General features: G+C 62.7%; 20 protein-coding genes. 5 read left to right on the top strand and 15 right to left on the bottom strand.

Annotated features, from left to right (window positions below; genetic code table 11):
• Positions 1-3: 3 nt before the first annotated feature.
• The 4 genes from SFY93_RS03590 to SFY93_RS03575 form a co-directional block, all read right to left on the bottom strand.
• Entirely contained in the window at positions 4-741 is a 738-nt protein-coding gene (locus SFY93_RS03590; protein WP_320446086.1) for an SDR family oxidoreductase, read from the bottom strand.
• A gap of 12 nt (positions 742-753) precedes the next feature.
• Positions 754-1,368, bottom strand: a complete 615-nt coding sequence (locus SFY93_RS03585; protein ID WP_170849624.1) for a 2-hydroxychromene-2-carboxylate isomerase — start codon at positions 1,366-1,368, stop codon at positions 754-756.
• A gap of 103 nt (positions 1,369-1,471) precedes the next feature.
• Entirely contained in the window at positions 1,472-2,827 is a 1,356-nt protein-coding gene (locus tag SFY93_RS03580) for an MATE family efflux transporter (protein ID WP_320446085.1), read from the bottom strand.
• Positions 2,828-2,853: 26 nt separating this feature from the next.
• Positions 2,854-3,459 (bottom strand): DUF2239 family protein, encoded by a 606-nt coding sequence (locus SFY93_RS03575; RefSeq protein ID WP_414717053.1) that lies wholly within the window; start codon positions 3,457-3,459, stop codon positions 2,854-2,856.
• Positions 3,460-3,566: 107 nt separating this feature from the next.
• Between SFY93_RS03575 and SFY93_RS03570 the strand changes: the two genes are divergently transcribed.
• The gene (locus SFY93_RS03570) at positions 3,567-4,232 is read left to right on the top strand and encodes a glutathione S-transferase family protein (RefSeq protein ID WP_320447684.1); all 666 of its coding nucleotides are present in this window, start codon (positions 3,567-3,569) and stop codon (positions 4,230-4,232) included.
• A gap of 7 nt (positions 4,233-4,239) precedes the next feature.
• On the opposite strand, the gene ggt is transcribed toward SFY93_RS03570, so the two are convergent.
• Positions 4,240-5,985, bottom strand: coding sequence for a gamma-glutamyltransferase (ggt, locus tag SFY93_RS03565; protein ID WP_320446084.1), 1,746 nt, complete (start codon positions 5,983-5,985; stop codon positions 4,240-4,242).
• A 106-nt stretch (positions 5,986-6,091) separates the two neighbouring features.
• Here ggt and SFY93_RS03560 point away from each other — a divergent pair, with 106 nt between their 5' ends.
• Positions 6,092-7,483, top strand: coding sequence for an MFS transporter (locus SFY93_RS03560; protein ID WP_320446083.1), 1,392 nt, complete (start codon positions 6,092-6,094; stop codon positions 7,481-7,483).
• A gap of 12 nt (positions 7,484-7,495) precedes the next feature.
• On the opposite strand, the gene purH is transcribed toward SFY93_RS03560, so the two are convergent.
• From purH to SFY93_RS03545, 3 genes are all read right to left on the bottom strand, one after another.
• A complete protein-coding gene (gene purH, locus SFY93_RS03555; protein ID WP_320446082.1) occupies positions 7,496-9,088 on the bottom strand; it encodes a bifunctional phosphoribosylaminoimidazolecarboxamide formyltransferase/IMP cyclohydrolase in 1,593 nt (530 codons plus the stop codon).
• Positions 9,089-9,188: 100 nt separating this feature from the next.
• Complete coding sequence (locus tag SFY93_RS03550) at positions 9,189-10,880, bottom strand: heparinase II/III family protein (protein ID WP_089263676.1); 1,692 nt, start codon at positions 10,878-10,880, stop codon at positions 9,189-9,191.
• A 183-nt stretch (positions 10,881-11,063) separates the two neighbouring features.
• A complete protein-coding gene (locus SFY93_RS03545) occupies positions 11,064-12,404 on the bottom strand; it encodes an RsmB/NOP family class I SAM-dependent RNA methyltransferase (protein WP_320446081.1) in 1,341 nt (446 codons plus the stop codon).
• A 195-nt stretch (positions 12,405-12,599) separates the two neighbouring features.
• On the opposite strand from SFY93_RS03545, the gene SFY93_RS03540 reads away from it, so the two are divergent.
• A complete protein-coding gene (locus SFY93_RS03540) occupies positions 12,600-12,830 on the top strand; it encodes a DUF1674 domain-containing protein (protein WP_115033144.1) in 231 nt (76 codons plus the stop codon).
• 111 nt (positions 12,831-12,941) lie between these two features.
• Entirely contained in the window at positions 12,942-13,457 is a 516-nt protein-coding gene (locus SFY93_RS03535) for a thermonuclease family protein (RefSeq protein ID WP_231078668.1), read from the top strand.
• Between the two features lie 63 nt (positions 13,458-13,520).
• Here the strand turns inward: SFY93_RS03535 and SFY93_RS03530 are convergent, their stop codons facing one another.
• The 3 genes from SFY93_RS03530 to acs all read right to left on the bottom strand — a co-directional run bounded on the left by SFY93_RS03530 (position 13,521) and on the right by acs (position 17,419).
• Positions 13,521-14,036 (bottom strand): L,D-transpeptidase, encoded by a 516-nt coding sequence (locus tag SFY93_RS03530; RefSeq protein ID WP_175369311.1) that lies wholly within the window; start codon positions 14,034-14,036, stop codon positions 13,521-13,523.
• Between the two features lie 273 nt (positions 14,037-14,309).
• Complete coding sequence (locus SFY93_RS03525; RefSeq protein ID WP_320446080.1) at positions 14,310-15,431, bottom strand: Kelch repeat-containing protein; 1,122 nt, start codon at positions 15,429-15,431, stop codon at positions 14,310-14,312.
• A 38-nt stretch (positions 15,432-15,469) separates the two neighbouring features.
• Entirely contained in the window at positions 15,470-17,419 is a 1,950-nt protein-coding gene (gene acs, locus SFY93_RS03520) for an acetate--CoA ligase (RefSeq protein WP_320446079.1), read from the bottom strand.
• 351 nt (positions 17,420-17,770) lie between these two features.
• Here acs and SFY93_RS03515 point away from each other — a divergent pair, with 351 nt between their 5' ends.
• Positions 17,771-18,877 (top strand): DNA topoisomerase IB, encoded by a 1,107-nt coding sequence (locus SFY93_RS03515; RefSeq protein WP_089263196.1) that lies wholly within the window; start codon positions 17,771-17,773, stop codon positions 18,875-18,877.
• Here the strand turns inward: SFY93_RS03515 and SFY93_RS03510 are convergent, their stop codons facing one another.
• Genes SFY93_RS03510 through tsaD form a run of 4 tightly spaced genes read right to left on the bottom strand, consistent with a single transcriptional unit; the run spans position 18,878 to position 22,037 of the window.
• Positions 18,878-19,555: a class I SAM-dependent methyltransferase gene (locus SFY93_RS03510; protein WP_244528082.1), complete on the bottom strand. Its 678-nt coding sequence runs from the start codon at positions 19,553-19,555 to the stop codon at positions 18,878-18,880.
• On the bottom strand, positions 19,552-19,965 hold the full coding sequence (locus SFY93_RS03505) for an EVE domain-containing protein (RefSeq protein WP_320446078.1): 414 nt from the start codon (positions 19,963-19,965) through the stop codon (positions 19,552-19,554). Before SFY93_RS03505 ends, SFY93_RS03510 begins: the two co-directional genes overlap by 4 nt.
• 7 nt (positions 19,966-19,972) lie before the next feature.
• Positions 19,973-20,953 carry an NAD(P)H-dependent glycerol-3-phosphate dehydrogenase gene (locus SFY93_RS03500; RefSeq protein WP_320446077.1) on the bottom strand — a complete coding sequence of 327 codons (981 nt, stop codon included), beginning with the start codon at positions 20,951-20,953 and terminating at the stop codon, positions 19,973-19,975.
• A gap of 10 nt (positions 20,954-20,963) precedes the next feature.
• Positions 20,964-22,037 carry a tRNA (adenosine(37)-N6)-threonylcarbamoyltransferase complex transferase subunit TsaD gene (gene tsaD, locus SFY93_RS03495; protein WP_320447683.1) on the bottom strand — a complete coding sequence of 358 codons (1,074 nt, stop codon included), beginning with the start codon at positions 22,035-22,037 and terminating at the stop codon, positions 20,964-20,966.
• Between the last annotated feature and the right edge of the window lie 103 nt (positions 22,038-22,140).

Below are 22,140 nucleotides of genomic sequence, written 5' to 3'. Positions count from 1 at the left end.
GGACTACCACTTCTCTCCGAACGGGCGGATCTCCAGCTCGAACGTCCAGGCGCTACGCGGCTGCTGATAGAGCTGCCAGTATGACTGGGCGACCGACGCAGGCGGCATCAACAAATCGGGATTGTTGAGCGCCTCCTTGCCCCACATCTGCTCGCGGCGTTCGCGCACCCAGGCGGTGTCGACGCCGCTGTCGATAATCAGATGGGCAACATGGATGTTCTTCGGGCCGAGCTCGCGGGCCATCGCCTGAGCTACTGCACGCAACCCGAATTTGGCCGATGCAAAAGCGGCAAAACCACTGCCGCCACGCAAGCTCGCGGTGGCGCCTGTGAAGAAGATGTTGCCCTGGCCACGCGGCATCATCAGCCGTGCAGCTTCGCGCCCGGCCAGGAAGCCGGAATAGCAGGCCATCTCCCAGACTTTGCGAAATACCCGCTCGGTCGTTTCCAGGATCGGGAAATTCACATTGGCGCCGACATTGAAGATGCAGACCTCCAATGGCGCATGCGCATCGGCGTCATTGAGGAAGGCGGCGATCTCGTCTTCCTTGCGGGCATCGAGCGAGCGCGCCACGATCGTGCCACCCATGGCCTCGATCTCTGCCACCAAAGGCGCCAGCTTGTCGCCGTTGCGGCGCCCGGCGAACACTGTGAAACCTTCTGAGGCAAACTTCTTGGCGATCTCGGCGCCGATATAGTCTCCAGCTCCGATGACCGCGACAGTCGCGTTGCGCTTCTGCATGAAACTCTCCCGTTACTTGCTGGCGCCGGTGATCAGTTCCTCGACTTCGCGCAGTTGCTCCTTGCCGAAGAACATCTCGTTACCCACGAAGAAGGTCGGCGAGCCGAAGGCGCCGCGCTCGACGGCGGTCTGTGTGTTCGCCACCAGTACTGCCTTCACCTCGGGCTCCTGTCCGCGTGCGAACAGTCTTGCGCCATCGAGACCCGACTCGGTCAGCGCTTTGATGGCCACGTCGGGGTCATCCATCTTCTTTGGCTCACCCCACATATGATGGAATGCCGCCTCGACGTATTTCTCGAACACGCCGTCAAGCTGTGCCGCGATGGCGACGCGCATCAGGTTCAGCGTGTTGACCGGGAAGAACGGATTCATCGTGTAGGGCTTGACGCTGAAGCGCTTCACGAACCGCTCGGTCTCGAGCTCATGAAATTCACGTTTGTTCTTGACGCCGGCATAGGTCTCCGCCGGCGAGCGATTATTGGTCGCCTTGAAGATGCCCCCCAGCAGGACCGGGACGTATTCGAATGTCACGCCGGTGCGCGCTTCGATCGCCGGGATCGCCAGATGGCTGAGATAGGCGTTGGGGCTGCCGAAATCGAACAGAAATTGTGGCGACGTCTTGGTCAAGGCGGTCTCCCGATTTTTTATTGGGTGCAGTGTGGCGCAGCACGTGCGATGCGTCCACATCTTTTATGATGACCGTAATGCTATGGCTTGACGGCGCACAGTGTCAGATCAGACGCTGTACGGTCCGTTTGCGCCACACCAGCATGTAATAGCTCATCTGCAGAACAAACATGGCGCAAAAGGTGATGGGATAGGCGGCCCAGACGCCATCGAGACCGATAGTGCGGCTGAGGATGACGGCCGAGGGCACTTCGATGGCAACGATGGCGAAAACCAGAAGCGCCAATGGTGCGAATACCGTTCCGCTGGCACGCATCATTCCGGAGAAGGTTGTGGCCATGCCGAACAGGACCGAACTCCACAGTACAATGTGAAGCGATCGTTGTGCGAGTTCGAGGACCGCGGGATCGACAATGAAAAAGCTCATGAGGGTGCGGGAGAACAGGTAGGCGATCGCCACCAGTCCGCCGGTCAGGACGAGGTTCATCAGCAATCCGGTGCGGACGATGGCGCCGAGCCGGTCGGCCTGGCCGCGGCCGATGGCCTGCGCGCCGAAGATCGAGACCGTAATCGAGATCGAAATGGCCGGAAACTGCACATAGCTCAAAATCTGGTTGACCGCGCCATAAGCGGCGGTCGCGTTGGAGCCGAAGCCGTTGACGAGGCCGAGCAGCACAAGTTCGGCCACCGACATTACGGCCATGCCGATCGCGGAAGGGATACCGATCCGCAACACCTTGCGCAGCAGCGCGGGGTCAAGCCGTATTCTGCGCAGGAGCTCCGCGTCGGGCGCGAGCGCGTGTTTCTTGCGGCGCAGGTACATGGCGAGCCAGAGCAGCGTGAACGCGCTCGACGCGGCCGCGGCGCAGGCAGCGCTGGCCACGCCAAGTCGCGGCAGGCCAAACCAGCCCTGGATCAGCGCCGGTGTGACGGTGAGGCCTATGGATGTGGATAGTGCCAGCGCCCATAGCGGCGTCACGGTGTCGCCGACGCCGCGCATCATCGATGTCATCAGAATGAAGATGAAGGTCGCCGGCATCGCCAGCATCATGATCCGGGCATAGGCGCTGGCCTGGTCGAGAACATCTGCCGGTGTCGCAAGCGCAACCATCATTGGTCGGCTCAACAGGGCGCCGAACACCGCGATGATGACCGCTAGCAGAAGGGCGACAGCGAGAGTCGTACCGGCCACCGCCTTTACCTTGTGGCGCTCGCCCGCGCCCCAGGCCTGGCCAATCAGCACCGACGCGCCCGCTCCCAATCCCACGACGAAGGAGATGAAGAAAAACATTATCGGAAAGAACACCGATGCCGCCGCGAGCGCATCGACGCCGATCATCTGGCCGACATAGATGCTGTTGATGGTGCCGAACAGCGATTGCAGAATATTGCTCAGCATCATCGGTGCAAGGAAGACGAGAAAGGTCTTCCAGAGGGGCGGAACGTTCGACACGGGCATTTCCTTGGGATGGACGCGACGGTCGATCAGGCCGAGGTCGATTCGGCGCGATCACTGAAGGCAAGCTTGATGATGTGGTCGCGAACATCTTCGGGCCATGGGGCGATCAGGCCGGCAAAGCGTCGCCGGTCGTCAGCGAACAAGGCCCGCGACGCTTCCTCGAAACCGGGCCGGTCGCCCGCCATGGTCGACATGAAGTGATAAGCGGCGTCACGCGCCGCACGAAGCCGATCCCGGTCACCATGGACGCGGCGCGCCTCCTCGACCAGTTTTCGTAATGCGACGGAAGCGCCGCCGGGTTGAGTGCCAAGCCACTCCCAATGGCGCGGCAACAGCGTTACCTCGCGGGCGACAACGCCAAGCTTCGGCCGGCCACGGCCACGTGGCTCGGTGGATGCCTCGGTGGCGGGCTCGGCCGTCGATGGCTGGGGCAGGCGGGCGACGACCTCGCGATGGCTGCCGCGCAAATCGATATCGAGTGACTTGCCGGTGGCATTGTCGAAAATGACGATCGGATCGGCGATTGCGCCGGTCGCGATCTTGATTGCGATCGCCACCTCGGCCAATGGCCCAGAAGCCAGCAGCTTCGGACCGGCAAAGGCGCTAAACGGAGGAACACTCATTTCAGTCATGGGATAAGCCCGTCTCATCATCAAGATCGATGCTAATTATACCCGGATAATATATCTGTCAATATTACCCGGGCGATAATTAAGTGCGCAGCTCGCAAAGGATCGCCATGCTCACTGTCCATCACCTGAATAACTCGCGCTCCCAGCGCGTCCTGTGGCTGCTCGAAGAGCTCGGCACTCCCTATGAGATCATCAGATACAACCGGCAGCCCAACATGCTGGCGCCGCCGAAGCTGCGGGCGATTCATCCGCTCGGCAAGTCGCCGGTCATCACCGACAACGGCAACACGATCGCCGAGTCCGGCGCGATCGTCGAATATCTCGTCAAAACCTACGGCAACGGCCGGCTGATTCCGCCTGACGACACACCGGAGCGCCTGCGCTTCACCTATTGGCTGCACTACGCCGAGGGGTCGGCGATGCCGCCGCTCCTGTTGAAGCTGATCTTCCTGATGCTGCCGAAGCGCGCGCCGCTGCTGATGCGCCCGGTGGTCAATGCCATCGCGGCGAAAGCGCTGAACATGCTGGTCGATCCGCAACTCAAACAGCACATGGCGTTCTGGGAAGGCGAACTGTCGAAGAGCGAATGGTTCGCGGGCAACGAGTTCACCGCCGCCGATATCCAGATGAGCTTCCCGCTCGAAGCAGCGTCCGCGCGCGCCGGGCTGGAGCAAGGCCATCCGAAGGCGATGGCCTGGCTCGCGAAGATCCATGCGCGGCCCGCCTATCAGCGTGCGCTGGAGAAGGGCGGGCCGTATTCGGTGGGGAAATAATTGAGCTTCAGTATCCAGATGCCTCGGCGCCACGCGTCCGCGGATCGGGCGCGCCGAGCAAGCCGTCTGGCGTCACCAGAATAGAGTTAGCCGAAGTCTGGCCCATCGGCTCGACCACCTTGTGGCCCATGGCACGCAGGGCATTGAGGGTCTCTTCGCTGAAGCCGCGTTCGATGCGCACTTCATCAGGCAGCCACTGGTGGTGGAGGCGCGGCGCGGCCACGGCTGACATCACGTCCATTTTGTAGTCGATCACATTGACGATCACCTGCAGCACCGTCGAGATAATGCGGCTGCCGCCGGGGGAGCCCGTGACGAGAACAGGTTTGCCGTCTTTCAGCACGATGGTCGGCGACATCGATGACAGCGGTCGCTTGCCTGGACCGGGCAGGTTGGCTTCGAAGCCGACCAGGCCGAAAGCATTCGAGGCGCCAGGTGCTGCGGTGAAATCGTCGAGCTCGTTATTCATCAGCACGCCCGTGCCGTCGGCGACGAGACCGACGCCGTAGGGAAAGTTGAGCGTATAGGTATTGCTCACAACGTTGCCGGCAGCATCGACCACGGAATAGTGGGTCGTGTTCTGCCCTTCACGCGGAGGCACCGCAGAGAGCGCATCGGTCCATGGCGTCGCCTTGTCGAGATCAATCGAGGCGCGCTGTTTGGCGGCGTAGTCTTTCGAGGTCAGTGTCGCAATCGGTGCATTGACGAATGCGGGATCGCCAAGATAGCGCGCACGATCGGCATAAGCGCGTTTCATCGCCTCGATCAGCAGATGCAGTGACGGTGCCGAGCCTTGTTGCAAGGTTGCCACTGGAAAGCCTTCGAGAATGTTGAGTGTTTCCAACAGCACCGTGCCGCCGGATGACGGCAGCGGCATCGAGACGATATCGTAGCCCCGATAGCTGCCGCGCACCGGCTGGCGGATCACCGGTTGATAGGCCTTGAGATCTTCGATCGCAAAAATGCCGCCAGCTTTGTTGATGCCATCGACAAGCTTCTGCGCCACCGGCCCTTCGTAGAAGCCGCGTGGCCCTTGCGCGGCGATTGCCGTCAGCGTCGCAGCAAGGTCGCTCTGGATCAGCGTATCGGCCGGTTGCAGTGCTATGCCATCGGAGCGTGAGAAGATCTTGACCGATGATGGCCAGCGCGCGGTGCGTCGCTGCAGGTCGGGCAGCGTGGCGGCGATATCGTCCGCCACGACGAAGCCGTCGCGCGCCAGCGCAATCGCAGGCTGCAGCAGATCCGACAATGTGAATTTACCCGACCCATATTTCTCCAGCGCCAGTGCAAGTCCCGCAACGGTGCCGGGGATGCCGATGCCCAGCGCGGAGTCGCGCGATTTCGCGATATCTGGCTTGCCGTCACTGCCGAGAAACATGTCACGGGTGGCTTTGGCCGGCGCGGTCTCGCGGTAGTCGATGGTGACGTCTTCGCCGGAGGCTGTGTGGATCACCATGAAACCGCCGCCGCCGATATTACCGGCGCGGGGATAGGTAACCGCCATGGCGAAACCGCTCGCAACAGCCGCATCGATCGCATTGCCACCGCGCGCCATGACATCCGCACCGACTTTGGCGGAGATCTTCTCCTGGGCTACGACCATGCCATGCGTGGCAGCGATGGGTTTGAGCGTGCCTGACGGTGCGGGGGTATAGATGTCACGCGCCTGCTGCGCGTTTGTCGATGCCGGGACGACGAGTATAAATGCGAGTGCTGCGACGCACGTACAACGCAGGAAAGCAAACAGTGCCATCGATCACTCCGGCTGACAGCGGACATGATCGCATCGCCGTCTCGAATGCTATATGGCTTGTGAAACGTACGAGACAACACTCTGTGATTCGCGGGGGATACCACGCATGGCGGTCGCCGCCGCTTCATCAGCCTCTGTGACAGCGGCGCCAAAGACCTATCCACCGCGCTCTGCGGTGATCAGCTGGATGTTTTTCGACTGGGCGGCCCAGCCTTACTTCAGTCTCATCACAACCTTCGTTTTCGCGCCCTATTTCGCCACGCGCGTGGCATCCGATGCCGCCACCGGACAATCCCTGTGGGGTTTCGCTACTGCTGCAGCCGGGTTGATCATCGCGCTGGCATCGCCGATGCTTGGCGCGATTGCCGATGCGAGCGGCCGCCGCAAGCCGTGGATCGCAAGCTTCGGTGCGATCTTCGTGATCGGCGCCTGCATCATGTGGATCGGCAAGCCCGGCGATCCCGCTATCATCCTGCCGCTGCTGATTGCCTATGGCTTCGCGACCATCGGCGTGGAATTTGCCACCGTGTTCAACAATGCGATGATGCCGACGTTGGTGCCGCCGGATAAAATCGGCCGCCTGTCCGGTTCGGGCTGGGCGCTCGGCTATGTCGGCGGCATTCTCAGCCTGATCATCGTGCTCGGCTTCATGGCTGCGAACCCGACCACGGGGCGCACATTGTTCGGTCTGGTCCCGATCCTCGGTCTCGACCCCGCGACGTTCCAGGGCGATCGCATTTCGGCGCCGCTGTCGGGCCTGTGGTTCGTCGTCTTCGTGCTGCCGATGTTTCTGCTGACGCCGGATTTTCCTGCAAAGGTTTCGCCCGGTCACGCCGTGCGTGCAGGTCTGACCGATCTCAGGCACACGCTAAGTGATCTGCCGAAGCATCGCTCGATGATGGCATTCCTGATTGCCAACATGATCTACACGGACGGGCTGGTGTCGCTGTTTGCTTTCGGTGGCATCTATGCGGCCGGCACGTTCGGTTGGAATACGATTCAGATCGGCACGTTCGGTATCATCCTGGCCATTGCCGGAACGTTCGGCGCCTTCGTCGGCGGCAAGCTCGACGATGCGTTCGGACCGAAGCGTGTGATCACTGGCAGCATCCTGCTGCTGCTGACCTCGATCATCGCGATCCTGCTGATTGATCGCGAAACCATCTTCTTCATCAAGGTCGCGCCGCCGGTGCCCGGTGGCGGTCTGTTCGCGGCGCCTGCGGAGAAGGCCTATCTCGCGCTGGGTTGCCTGATCGGCATGGCGGGTGGTCCGCTGCAGGCGGCATCGCGCACGCTGTTGATCCGGCTGGCACCGCAGGACCGCATCGCGCAGTTCTTCGGCCTGTTCGCGCTAACCGGAAAGGTGACGTCCTTCATGGGGCCGCTATTGATCGGCCTCGTCACCGCAGTCACCGCCAGCCAGAAGGCTGGCATGGCAGTGCTGGTGCTGTTCTTTGTCGGAGGCCTCGGTCTGCTCGCGCGCGTGCGGGAAGCCTGAGCCTCGAAAGTCTCAGTGCTTGAAGTGGCGGACGCCGGTGAACACCATTGCGATTCCGGCGTCATCCGCCGCCTTGATCACTTCATCGTCGCGGATCGAACCGCCAGGCTGAATCACGGCCGTGGCTCCGGCCTCGATCGCCACCAATAGTCCGTCGGCGAAGGGGAAGAACGCATCTGATGCGACGACCGATCCTTTGGTCATAGGCTCGGCGAGTTTCAGTTCGGCAGCAGCATCCTGCGCCTTACGTGCGGCAATCCGAGCGGAATCGACCCGACTCATCTGGCCTGCACCGATACCGACGGTGGCAAGGTCTTTCGCGTAAATGATCGTGTTCGATTTGACATGCTTGGCCACACGGAATGCAAATTTGAGATCGCGCAATTCAGCTTCCGTCGGCTGCCGTTTGGTAACCGGCTTTAGGATCATGTCATCGACCACCGCGTTGTCACGGCTCTGCACCAGCAGGCCGCCGGCCACCGTCTTGTAGGTCAGGCCTGGCGCGCGCGGATCAGGCAGACTGCCTGCCAGCAGCAGGCGGATATTCCGTCGTTTGGCGATGATGGCGATTGCTTCTTCGGTGGCGTCCGGCGCGATGATCACCTCGGTCAGGATCTCGGTGATGGTCTGCGCGGTCTCCGCGTCCAGCGTGCGGTTCATGGCAATGATGCCGCCGAAGGCCGAAGTAGAATCGCAGGCCAGTGCCTTGCGATAGGCGTCGATCAGGTTGCTGCCTTCGGCCACGCCGCAGGGGTTGGCGTGCTTGACGATGACGCAGGCTGCGGTGCGCTTTGGATCGAACTCGGCGATGCATTCATAGGCCGCATCGGTGTCGTTGATATTGTTGTAGGACAGTTGCTTGCCCTGCACCTGCCGCGCCGAGGATACGCCGGGGCGCAGTTCGGGCGTGCGATAGAACGCAGCGGTCTGATGCGGGTTCTCGCCGTAACGCAACGCTTCGACGAGCTTGCCGCCAACAGCCCGGAAATCCGGCGCATCGATTTTCAACTGATCGGCAAACCAGTTCGAGATCGCGGCGTCATAGGCCGCAGTGCGGGCATAAGCCTTGGCTGTCAGGCGGCGGCGCAGCGTTAGCGTGGTCGCGCCCTTGTTGGTCGCGAGTTCGTCGAGCACCGACTGATAGTCCGACGGCTCGACGACCACGGTGACGTCGTCGTGGTTCTTGGAGGCCGCGCGGATCATTGCCGGACCGCCGATGTCGATATTCTCGATACAATCCTCATAGGAGGCGTTCTTCGCAACGGTCTCCTCGAACGGGTAGAGGTTCACGACGAGCAGATCGATCTGCGAAATCCCGTGATCCTTCATTGCCTTGGCGTGTTCGGCATTGTCGCGGATCGCGAGCAGGCCGCCATGAACCTTGGGATGCAGCGTCTTGACCCGGCCATCCATCATTTCCGGGAAGCCGGTGAGGTCGGACACGTCGGAGACCTTCAGGCCCGCCGCAGCGATCGCCTTGGCGGTACCGCCGGTGGAGACGAGGTCGATGCCGTGGGCGGACAGCGCCCGCGCGAATTCGATCAGTCCGGACTTGTCGGAAACGGACAATAGAGCGCGAGTAACCTTGCGCGGATGGTCGGTCATGATGCGTATCCCGTGGGAGAAGGACGCCGCGTAGCATGGTTTCGCGGTGCAAGAAACTGCAAGGGCTTGCATGCCAGCAATTTCGTCGTGAAGGCCTGATTTACAACGGCAATTCCGGCTCGCGGCGGGCGTTGCGGCGGGCCGTGGTCTGCGACGGCGAGGAGGCCGAGCGGGCAAAACTCCAGCGGATGCTGGAGGTCTGCTGCGCGTTCTGGTGGATCACGATCTGGGCGGTTCGGCGCGGTCCGTCATTGCCCGCCAGGAACACGCTGTCCTCCAGCTCGACCTTGTCGTCCAGCGCCTCGAAGGTCCAGACGTCGCGGTTCGGCAATACCAGCATGACGCCGCGGGCGTCGCTGAGCCGGCTGGCCTTTACCGACGGGTGCAGATGGAAGCGCAAGGCGTAGTCGGTATTACTGCCTTTCAGCCGCGCGCCGGGCGCCGCCGCGACGATGTCCTCGCCCTCGAGTTTCGAACCGTCCTCGGAGATCATCAGCACGCGCCGATGCGTGACACCGAAGCGTGGGTGATAGCCGTCATGCGCGGTGGTCAGGATGGTGCCGTTCGAGGTGATCTCGCGATAGCTCTCCACCACATGCGGGCCATTGACGATCGGCGCGCCCTGCAGAAACTTCTTCATCGCGCTGCGTTCGACGAACTGGCACGACGAGGTGTTGTGATAGGTCATCGTCGAATGCGCGGGCGTGCCGCGCGCGAAAGCGCGCCAGTTGTCGCGCCCGGTCGACGGCATGCCGCAATTGATGACGATGCGGCTCGGGCCGGACGACAGTTCGAACGACAAAGTACCGGCATGGGCGTCGTGGCTCACACTGGACGGTGGTGGCGGGCCGGTGTCGATGATCACGGTCATCTGACCGGCCTCGAGACGCTGGAAGCCGGTATGCGGCATATGCGCCATCGGCACGCCATGCGTGTCGTCATAGGCCAGCAGCGTCGCCAGCAGATGCGATGGCGCATTGCTCATACCGTTGAACAGTGCGAACGAGCCGTCGCCATGACGGAAGAATCGCAGCATCGGCATCATGCGATCGATCGCATTCAGTAGCGCCGGCGGTGGCGCGATGTTGCGGGCGGCAAAGGTCTGCCGCAGCGGCAGCAGATCGATCAGCAATTCGATCAGCGCGCCGGGATTGCGCGAGATATGTCCGCCATCGGGCAGGATCTGGCGCTGCAATTCGTCGGAGAGTTTGCGTGTGGCGGTACGGATGTGGCGCGCCTGATTGGCGAGACATAGCGAGGCGTAGCACAGAGCAATGAGCACCTGCAGCTTCGGCACGCCGTCGGGAGCGTGAGACAGCGCGTAGCGTAGCGAGCGAATCTCGCGGCTGAGCGAGCGCAGATAGCGGCGATAGAATTTGCCGTCGGTATCGCCGAGTACCAGTGGTGCCTGCGATAGCAGCGAGATCACACGGCGGGCGATGACGTCGGCGCGGCGTCCGACCGGGCGCTTGCGCGACGTATTCGACATCCAGTCGTCGATCAGCGAGCGCGCATTGGCGCGGGTGATGGCGGTGTCGGCGGCGCGCAGATGGCGGAGCCAGCCGAAGCCGAGCAGTGAAACTTCCCAGTCTTCCGATGGCGGTTCCAGATCGAAGATCGAGCGACCGTGGCAGGTGACGATCTTGCCGGCGAAGACGAAGCGCCCGGCATAGATTTCGGCGGCGCGGGTGGCATCAGTGGTGCGCAGATCATGCGGCGCGATGATCAGGCGATCTGTGCGTCCGGGCCAGAGCCGGGCCAGCGCTGCCGATCCGCCGGACGCGCGCGACATCGCGCTCCGCGCGAAGCGGCCGAGGATCAGCCCCGAGATACGTCTGCGATGTGCGACCACGCGCGCCTTGAACTGGAAGAGAAAGGGTTGTTGCGAATCCTTTTAGCCGGAAACGCGATCCGCACACAGTACAAGGAAGCTCCCTGTGGAAGCCTCGCGAATCGGGAGATTGCTCTGTGAATATCAGGATTTAATGAGTCGTGCCGCATAGAAGCCGTCGAGCCCGCCGAGCCGAGGATCGGCATGGGGCAGATGGCTCGGCAAAGTGCGCAGATCGCCCTCGGGGGTGATGATCTCGGCCAGGCCGGCAACTTCACTGGCGTCGGCGGGGGCGCGGCGCATGCTGGAATCCTTGGCCAGCAGTTCGGCGATGGCTTGTTCGCCTTCTTCTGGCTCCAGCGAACAGGTGCAATAGACCAGGGTTCCGCCGGGCTTCAGGATGGAAGCCGCCTTCTGCAGCAGGCGCCGCTGCAGCGCCGTCAGCATGACGATATCGGAGTCCTGTTTCAGCCAGGCGACGTCGGGATGCCGCCGGATAGTGCCAGTCGAGGAGCAGGGCGCGTCCAGCAACACGCCGTCAAAGCCCTCGCCGGGATATTCGGTGCCGTCGACGACGACGGTTTCGGCCTCCAGCGACAGACGCGCCAGATTCTCGCGCAATCGCGCGACGCGGTTTGGCGAGCGGTCTACGGCCGTCACCTGAGCGCCGCCATGAACCAGCTGTGCTGTCTTGCCGCCCGGCGCGGCGCAAAGATCGACGATGCGCTTACCCTTGAGGTCGCCGAACAGCCGCGCCGGCAATGCCGCCGCCGCGTCCTGTACCCACCACTGGCCGTCATCGAAGCCCGGCAACATGGTCACCGAGCCCTGCAGCAGGGTTCGGACGGAGCCTGTGGGGAGTACCTCGCCGTGCAGGCGCGTGGCCCAGGCATCGGCTTCGGATTTGACGGTGAGATCGAGTGATGGCTCATAGCTCAGCGCCACGGCCATTTCCTTCGCGGCCGTCTCGCCGTAATGCGTCGTCCAGCGCGCCATCAACCATGGCGGGATGTCGAGAGTCTGGGCGGCCACTTCGTCGATCAGCGGCTGGCCTTCTCGCGCGCAGCGCCGCAATACGGCATTGACCAGCCCCGCATATTTCGCGGCCTTACGGTCGGATTGCACCATGCGGACCGACAGGTCGACGGCAGCGTGATCCGGCACGTCCATCCAGAGGATCTGGGCAGCGCCGATCAGGAGCGCACTTTGCGCACGCGGGGCATCGGTGGGAACACCACGGTCGAGCAGGCGGGAGAGAATATGCCCGAGCGTGCCCAGTCTGCGCAGGATCGTCGCAACCAGACGTCGCATCAGCGCGCGGTCGCGGTCGGACAGCGTTTTCAGGCCGGGATGGGCTGCGGCGCCTTCGAGCTGGTCGTCGAGGGTCCGATGCTTGTGCAATACGCCGTCGAGAATATCCGCCGCAATCCGTCGCGCGGCGAGGCCGGGGACCTCGGTTGGCGGTGCGTATCTTACTTGCGACATGCGAAAACATCACGACGGAGGGCGGGCAATGGCGCGGGCAGGCTCAGCATGCGGCCATTGGATGGGAGCGATTCTGTCGCATGCGAATATGCCAAATGTAAGAATCGCCCTTATATGCTCACAGTCGAACGGCAACTGTTCGACTGTGATTTATGTAACGCGTGCCGCCCTTGCCGGTTCAGCAGGAAACCTGAGATGAACGACATTCCTTCCGAGTCCGCAACGTCTTTGCCGGAGCCTGAGCCGGCACCGAAGAAAGTTTTGACGCCCGCCGCGCAGCGCGCGCTGGCCGAGGCAGAAGAACGTCGGGCTGCAGCTGCAGCAGCACATACTGCGGCGAAAGCGAAAGAGTTCCAGGGACCTGAAGGCCCGGAGCCCACGCGCTTTGGCGACTGGGAGCGTAAGGGCATTGCGTCCGACTTCTAACTCTTCGGATCACTGAGCCAGATTCTTCTGGCTGGTTGTTTCGACTCACATTATCGCAGGACGATGACCCCAGCATCGCGCATTCACCGTGCGTCGCCGTGGCGATCCCGCATGTCCGCGGCGATGCCGTGGGTATTCGTGCTTGGTCTGGCCGCCGGCACCATGCTGCCGGTGAAGCGTTGGCTGCCGTTCCTGCCCGGCGCGGATCAGACCGAGGCCGCCCGCGATTCCGAGGCGATCGTCAGGCGCGCCGGCAATGCTGAGGCGCGCTACCCGATCGAGATGCGCTATGCCATCGACGGCGATACTTTTGGCGCGCGCGTGCATCTTGGGTCGGGTGAAGACGTCAGCGTGCGCATTCGTTTGCGTGGCATCGATGCGCCGGAACTGAAGGGGCAATGCGCACGCGAGATTCAGAAAGCAGAAACCGCGACGGCCGCACTGACCAAGTTGCTCCGCGAGGGAAGTCTCACGATCTATAATATCGGGCCTGACAAATATCCCGGCCGCGTAGTCGCCGATGTGGCGACCAGGCAAACGCCGAACGTGTCGGCTGCACTGCTCGGTGCTGGTCACGCGCGCGCGTATGGCGGCGGCCATCGCAACGGCTGGTGCGATAACCGCTGAGATCAGCAAAACAAAAAGCCGCGCATCATGCGCGGCTTTTCAGAATAGCGAAGCTGCCAGCGATCAGCGCTGGGTGACGATCACCGGCGTGCCGACCGAGACGCGCGAATAGAGGTCGGTGATGTCTTCGTTGTACATGCGGACGCAACCGTAAGAGACATAGCCGCCGATCGAATTGGGGCGGTTGGTGCCGTGGATGGCATATTCGCCGCCGGCGAGGGTCATCGCAGCAACGCCCATCGGATTAGCTGGCGAACCGCCCGCAATCACATCGGGGATATTCGGATTGTCACGCTTGACGTCGGCGGGCGGAGCCCAGGCCGGCTGGCGGTACTTGCCGTCGATCTTGGTGGCGCCGGCCCACTGTTTGCCGGGCTTGCCGACACCGACGGGATAGCGCACGGCCTGACCCTGTTCGAGCACGAGATACAGCTTACGCTCATTGGTCTTCACGACGATGGTGCCGGGGGCATAGTCGCCGTGGAAGCCGACCACATTGGGCGCTGCCTGCGCGGTGGGGGACATCAGGGCGCCAACGACAACGGTGGCTGCCAGCGCACTAGCAATCTTCAAGGACATCGATCTCTCCAGTTCGGCCCGGCCGGTAGCGGCCGACGAGGTCGTGCCGCCTCTCAAGGCGACGTAAACAATTGCACACGGGAAATTCTCAACCAGTCGCGTAAACAACCGGTCTCTGCCAGCGCGGGGGAGTGCGCCAACGAGCGCCTAAAGAGGAAATCCGCTGAACAAAGTAAATGCCCGGAAAACAACACTCGCTCTAAATTGGCCGGGGGTGGCCATCCGGCCCTGACAATCGCGTGAGGCCAGCCAGATGCAATGCGTTGGAGGTCACTAGGCCAGCGTAAAGGCCTCATGGACGGCGGATTGTACCGCGCCGCCGAGGACAGCGCCGCCACCGGCCACATAGATCCAGTCACCAATAACTGTGGCGCCGACCGCATGGCGCGGGGTCAGCATCGGCGCGTGGCTCTGCCAGGTGTCGGAGGCCGGATCGTAGCTTTCCATCTGTCCGTACACCTTGCCCTGGGTGAGCTGGCCGTTCTGCACCACGCCGGATTCTCCGCCCATGGCAAACAGCCGGTCGCGATACACGACAAGGCCATGGCCCGAACGGGTCGTCGGCAGTGCGGCGCGCAGCTCCCATGTGTCGCGCTCGGGCAGATACACATGGTGCAGATCGGTATTGTACTCGAACGTATTGAAACGCCCGCCGATCACGTGGATCACGCCGCGAGCGGCGACGCAGCCGACATGATCGCGCGCACCGGGCAGTGCCTTGCGGGTCTCCCATTTGTCGGTCTTGGGATCATAGACTTCGTGCCAACTGACACTGGCGCGCTCAGCCGCCGGTTCCGACGCGCCGCCGATCAGATGGATTTTGCCGTTCAGCGCAACGGCAGCGCCGGCACCGCGTGGTCGCGGCAAGGGCGCGATCGCATCCCAGCGATTGGCAGCGACATCATAGGCATAGGCGTTCTGGTCCGAGCCGCGGTTCTGCTGCATGAAACCGCCGAGCGCATAGACGCGTCCGGCATCGGCAGCGACCGAGACATGGTTGGCGCCGCGCGGCAGGGGCGCTGCGTCGAGCCACCGATCTGAAGCGGGATCGTAGACATGGTGATAGGGGCGGTCGACACGGCCTTCGCCGTAGCCGCCGACGATATGCATACGATCGGCCCATGATGTCGCCCAGGCCATCTCGCTGCGCGGCAACGGCAGTGCCGCACGCGATATCCACTTTCCTTGCGGCCCTTTCGGCGCCGGACTCTCTGTGACGCGCTGCGCCTCCTGCTCGGGCGTCATGTGATGCGGTACGCCACCTTGCAATTTGGCGTAGGGCTCTTTCGACGATGGTGCCGCAGGCAATGCGGGATGACCGGCATGTTGCGCACGGGCGGAGGCTCCGCCCGCCACAACTGCAGCACTTCCCAACACGAATGACCGACGATCCACCACATCACTCCGTGTTGGCCGACAGATTGGGCGAGCGGTTACGCCCCCGGCTTCTTGTTCTGCCGATGCTCGACGAGGTCGGTGACCACGGCGGGATCGGCCAGTGTCGATGTATCACCCAGAGATGACGGTTCGTCTTCGGCGATCTTGCGCAGGATGCGACGCATGATCTTGCCGGAGCGGGTCTTTGGTAGACCCGGTGCGAACTGGATCAGATCCGGCGAGGCGATCGGGCCGATGTCCTTGCGAACCCAGGCCACGAGCTCCTTGCGGAGCTCTTCAGTCGGCTCGACGCCGTTCATCAGCGTGACGTAAGCGTAGATGCCCTGGCCCTTGATGTCGTGCGGATAGCCGACCACGGCGGCCTCGGACACTTTCTCATGCGCAACCAGCGACGATTCCACTTCGGCGGTGCCCATGCGGTGGCCGGAGACGTTGATGACGTCATCGACGCGGCCGGTGATCCAGTAATAGCCGTCGGCATCGCGGCGGCAGCCGTCGCCGGTGAAGTACTTGTTCTTGTAGGTCGAGAAATAGGTCTGTTCGAAGCGGGCGTGATCGCCATAGACCGTACGCATCTGGCCCGGCCAGGACTTGGCGATGCAGAGATTGCCCGAGGTCTCGCCGTCCAGCACCTTGCCGTCGGCATCGACGATCTCGGGGACGACACCAAAGAACGGCCGCGTCGCCGAACCTGGTTTGAGCTTCGTGGCGCCGGGCAGTGGTGTGATGAGAATGCCGCCGGTTTCGGTCTGCCACCAGGTATCGACGATCGGCGCGCGCGCCTCACCGACCACGTGATAGTACCACTCCCAGGCTTCCGGATTGATCGGCTCGCCGACCGAACCCAGCAATCGCAGGCTCTTGCGCGAGGTTTTCTTCACCGGCTCGTCGCCGGCCTGCATCAGCGCACGGATCGCGGTCGGTGCGGTGTAGAAAATATTGACCTGATGCTTGTCGATGACTTCCCAGAAGCGCGACATCGACGGATAGTTGGGCACGCCTTCGAACATCAGCGTGGTCGCGCCGTTGGCCAGCGGCCCATAGAGAATGTAGCTGTGACCGGTCACCCAGCCGACATCGGCCGTGCACCAGTAGATATCGCCTTCGTGATAGTCGAACACATATTGATGCGTCATCGAGGCGAACAGCAGATAGCCGCCAGTGGTGTGCAGCACGCCCTTGGGCTGGCCGGTGGAGCCCGACGTGTAGAGGATGAACAGCGGATCTTCCGCATTCATCGGCTCGCAGGGGCATTCGGTGGTCACGACTTCGGCGGCCTCGCGATACCAGAAGTCACGGGCGGGATCCATATTCACCGGCGTACCGGTGTGCTTGACCACGACGACCCAGTCGACACCGCCGGCCTTGGCGACCGCGGCATCCACATTGTTCTTCAGCGGCACCTTCTTGCCGCCGCGCAGGCCTTCATCGGCGGTGATGATGATCTTGGACTGGCAGTCAGTGATGCGCTGCGCCAGCGAGTCCGGCGAGAAGCCGGCGAAGACCACTGAATGGACGGCGCCGATGCGCGCGCAGGCCAGCATCGCGTAAGCGGCTTCCGGAATCATCGGCAGATAAATCGTGACGCGGTCGCCTTTGCCGACATTGCGGTTGCGCAACACGTTGGCCATCTTGCAAACTTCGTCGTGCAGTTCCTGATAGCTGATGTGCTTCGACTGCGAGGGGTCGTCGCCTTCCCAGATGATCGCGGTCTGGTTGGCGCGCTTCGGTAGATGGCGGTCGATGCAATTATAGGCGGCGTTCAATACGCCATCCTCGAACCACTTGATCGAGATCTTGCCTGGGGCAAAGGACGTGTTTTCGATCTTGGTGGGGGCGTGGCTCCAGTTGAGGCGCTTGGCCTGCTCGGCCCAGAAGCCGTTGGAATCGCTGATCGAGCGCGCATACATCTCGTTGTATTTTGCGTCATCGACGAAGGCGCGCGTCGTCCACTCAGCCGGTACGTCGTAAATCTTGTCGGACATCGTCCCCTCCACCACTGTGCGACCGCTGCGCGAATTCGCCGCCAGCCGGTTCTCGTTGCGCGCAATATGCGCCGGGGCGAGATAGCCGGACAAGCGGGCACGGACTAGGCCTTTGGTCGGTCCGCAAGGTCGCAGCCCCGATCACGTTCGCGTTTTGACGGCTCGGAAATTTCATCATAAAGCCAATTCGGGCGCGAAACGGTAACCAGTAACCGAAATTGCGTACCTGTGGACTCGCAATAGTTGCGGGAAGCCCCTAAATCGCCCTCGCAGGGACGGCCAAGCGGCCCGGAACCAAAAATCAATAAACGGCATTAGCAGAGACACAGGGCCGACGAGGCAGATAACACTATGATGGAACAGCAGAATTTCGCGCCTTCCCGGGCCGTTTCCGCCCGTTCCGTCGCGCGGCCAGCCCGTATGGCCAAGCCAAGCCCCGCGAGTGTGGAGGTTTTGGCCCGTGAAATGGGCCTGAAGCTTGGAGATCAGTCTGAGCTGACGATCCGCCGGCTCAAGCGCGGAAAATCTTACTCCTTCGTCAGGGCCAACGGCACCCCGATCAAGCATATCGGGACGATCAAGCGGCTGAACTCCATGGCTGTGCCCCCGGCCTATGCCGAGGTCCGCTATGCCGCTGATCCTACGTCGCATTTGCAGGCCGTAGGCCGCGACGCGGCCGGCCGCCTGCAATACCGCTATCACTCGGATTGGGAGAAGGTCCGCGAGCAGCGCAAGGCGCATCGGCTGGCGAAGCTGGTGGCGGCACTGCCGAAGATCCGCCGCAACGTCTCGGCGCTTTTGGCAGGCGACGAGCCGACGCGTGAGTTCGCGCTCGCCGCTGTCATCGAACTCGTCACGCGCACCGCGATCCGTGCCGGCAATGAGAGCTATATGAAGCTGTCGGGCACCCGCGGCGCTACAACGCTGATGAAGTCGAACGTGCAGCTCGAAGACGATTGCATCGTGCTCACCTTCAAGGCCAAGGGCGGCAAGGCAGTGCGCAAGGAGTCCAATGCGTCGAAGCTCGTCCGCGCGATTGGTATCCTGCACGACGTGCCGGGCAAACGCCTGTTCCAGTATCGCGACAATGCTGGCCGCATTCACAAGGTCAACACGGCAGCAGTGAACGCCTTCCTGCGCGATATCGCCGGCATCAAGATTTCACTGAAGGATTTCCGCACTCTGATGGCGTCGGCGACGGTGGCTGAAACCCTGTCACGGATAGAGCCGGCAGCCAGTGAGCGCGGACGCAGGAAGCAGGTGCTCGAAGCCGTGCGGTCGGCGGCGGACGAATTGCAGAACACGGCGGCGATCTGCCGCAAGAGCTATGTGCACGATACCATCGTCACCGCCTTCGAGGACGGCGTGCTCGCGCGCATCGCCGCGACGCAAACGGGCTATCGCTCGCAATCGAAGCGCGAGCAGCTTCTGGCGCAGGTGGTGGCTGAGGCGGGGTAGTTAGGCCAGCGTCCACACCGCCGTGTTCTTGATCTCTGCATCTTCAAGATCGCGCGTCACGGGCACTCTGTATTCCGCGAGCTTGCGCAATTTGTCTTTCGGCAGATAGCTGCGGCCGGGGTCGCCGATCAGGACCGTTGCACCGCGCGCCGCTTGCTCTGAAAGAAATGCAAAGGCGCGCTCTGCGGTGTCGCGTTCATAGAAAATATCGCCTGCCAGAATCGTTTGTGCGGTCGGGACAGATGAGCCGCCGAGCAGATCGTCACCGCGAGCATTAATCGTAACGCCATTTTCAGCCGCGTTCAGTGCGATGGCCGTGCGCGCAAAGGCGTCGATGTCATAGGCGAAGACGCTGCTTGCCCCGGCTTTCATCGCGGCGATAGCCACCAGCCCCGATCCTGTTGCGAAATCGATGATGGTTTTTTCAGCAACATGTCCGGGATGATCGATAACAAAGCGCGCCAGTGCCTGTCCGCCGGCCCAGGCGAAGGCCCAGAACGGTGGCGGCAGTCCGGCTTCGCCGAGTTCTTCCTCAGTCTTGCTCCACAGCGGTACGGCCTCGTCGGCTGTGTGCAGCACAATGTTCGGCACCAGTGGCACCGGTCGCAGGCGCGTATTGGCGCGGATGAAAGCTACGGGATCAGTGATTGCAAGATTGGCCGCGCCGTCGGCGCTCACAATCCGCCCATTTTGCAGACGAGCTTCCACTCCTCCGCGGTCACCGGCTGCACCGAGAGCCGCGACAGTTTCAGCAGCGCCATCTCGGCGAGTTTCTTCTCGGCCTTCACGGCAACGAGCGTCACCGGTGTCTTCAAAGGCTTGTCGGCGGCGATATCGACGCAGACGAACTTGCCGGATTCATCGGTCGGATCGGGATAGTGCTCTTTCACGATCTCGACGATCCCGACGACCTCCTTGCCTTCGTTGGAATGGTAGAAGAAGGCGCGGTCGCCTTTCCTCATGGCGATCATGTTGAGCTTGGCGCTGTGGTTGCGTACGCCAGTCCAGGCTTCGCCCTTGTTGCCTTTCGCCACCTGCTGGTCCCACGACCACACCGAAGGCTCGGATTTCACCAGCCAGTATTTCATCCCGTCTCTAACCTTCTGCCTTGAATGGCCGCGTCAGCAGGCCCTCGATGACCTGATCGATGGTCGCTTTGCCGGCCAAGATCGCTGCCACGGCTTTCGCCACCGGCATATCGACGCCCTTCGATGTCGCAAGCTCGATCAGCACCGGCGCCGTGAATTCACCCTCGGCGAGTTTGCCAGGCGCCGGTTGTTCGCCGCGGCCCAATGCAACGCCGAGCGAAAAATTGCGCGACTGCGCGCTCGAACAACTCAGGATCAGGTCGCCCAATCCCGACAGACCCGACAATGTCTCGGTGCGCGCACCGCAGGCAATGCCGAGCCGCAGCAATTCGCTGAAGCCGCGCGTGGTGAGTGCCGCGAGGGCCGAGGCGCCCAGTTCCTTGCCGGCGACGATACCCGCGGCAATCGCCAATACGTTCTTGGCCGCGCCGCCGATCTCGACGCCGCGCACATCGGTGGAGTGATAGGGACGGAACGTCGCCGAACCCAAGGCCTGCACGAGTGCGACAGCGACATCCTCGTCGGCGCAAGCGAGCGTCACGGCCGTGGGCAAGCCAGCCGCGACATCGTCAGCGAAATTCGGTCCTGACAGAATGGCAGGGATCGCCTGCGGTGCGACGTCGGCGACGACTTCCGTCATGAATTTGTGGCTGCCGCGCTCGATGCCCTTGGCGCAGGCGACCACCGGAACGCCTGCCGGCAATAGCGGCGCGAGCGCCGTCAATGCCTCGCGCAACTGTTGCGACGGGACGGCGAGCAGAATGATATCGGCGCGCGCTGCCAGCGAAAGATCGGCGGTGACGAAGACAAAGTCATCGATGGCAGCGCCGGGCAATCTCGGATTGGCGCGCGACGACTGCATCAGTTCGGCGGCTGCAGTCGAGCGTGCATAAAGCACGGTTTCGCGGCCGGCGCGCGCCGCGACATCGGCCAGCGCCGTGCCGTAAGCACCAGCGCCGATCACCGCCACAGAGTTGAAGTCGCTCATGGTATTCCCGTCAGTAAGCCGCGCGGGATTTGGAATGGCCGGTCGGCGCCTTGGCATCGACGTCGAGCAACCAGCGCGCGCGGGGCGGTGCTTCCATCGTGTCGGTGAGTCCCAGCGCAAGGCGCTCTGCGCCGGCCCAGGCGATCATCGCGCCGTTGTCGGTGCACAATGCCGGCGGCGGGATGATCAGCGTGGTCTGCGCTTTTGCGGCGACGGCCTGCAGCGCACCGCGGATCGCCTGGTTGGAGGCGACACCGCCGGCTGCGACCAGCGCATGCGGCGGGCCGAATTGTGCTTCGAACAGTCTGAGGCCGACGCTCAACCGATCCGCCGTCGATTCCAGCGCCGCCGCCTGGAAGCTGGCGCAGAGATCCGCGATGTCCTGCTCTTCCAGCGGAATGAGCCGGCTGGCCTCGTTGCGCACGGCGGTCTTGAGACCTGACAGCGAAAAATTCGCATCGGGCCGGCCAAGCATCGGCCGCGGAAAGGCAAAGCGCTTGGGATCGCCACCCGCAGCAGCCCGCTCCACTTGCGGACCGCCGGGATAGGGCAGGCCGAGCATCTTGGCGACCTTGTCGAAGGCTTCGCCCATGGCGTCATCGACGGTGGTGCCGAGCCGGACATAGTGGCCGACGCCGAGCACCGCGACGATCTGGGTATGACCGCCGGAAACGAGAAACAGGCAATACGGAAACGCCAAGGAAGTGGTCAGCCGCGGCGTCAGCGCATGGGCTTCGAGATGGTTCACGGCCACCAGCGGGGTGTCATGCACCATGGCTATGGCTTTTGCGGTGGTGAGACCAACAATGACGCCGCCAATCAGGCCGGGTCCGGCGGCTGCGGCCACACCGCTCAGTTGCGCGAAATTGACGTCGGCGTCCTTCATGGCGCGACCGACGATGCCGTCGAGCAGGTCGATATGGGCGCGCGCGGCGATCTCGGGCACCACGCCGCCATAGGGCGCATGGTCGCTGATCTGCGAATGGACGATATTGGACAGGATCTTGCCGCTGCCGTCGGGCTGGCGTTCGATGACGGCGGCCGCGGTCTCATCGCAGGTCGTCTCGATTCCCAGCACCAGCATCGGTTGGTCGGTGGTCACTATCGGTCCTTGCTAAATCAGCCAAATCCGGGCTTTTCCTATCCCCGGCGTAGCATTGCGGGGTCGCAAGGTGCAATCACTCGAT

The sequence above is a fragment of the Tardiphaga sp. 42S5 genome, assembly GCF_034044155.1.
Classification (GTDB): domain Bacteria; phylum Pseudomonadota; class Alphaproteobacteria; order Rhizobiales; family Xanthobacteraceae; genus Tardiphaga; species Tardiphaga robiniae.
The sequence above is the reverse complement of the archived record's forward strand: the minus strand, read 5'-3'. Positions and strand labels throughout refer to the sequence as shown.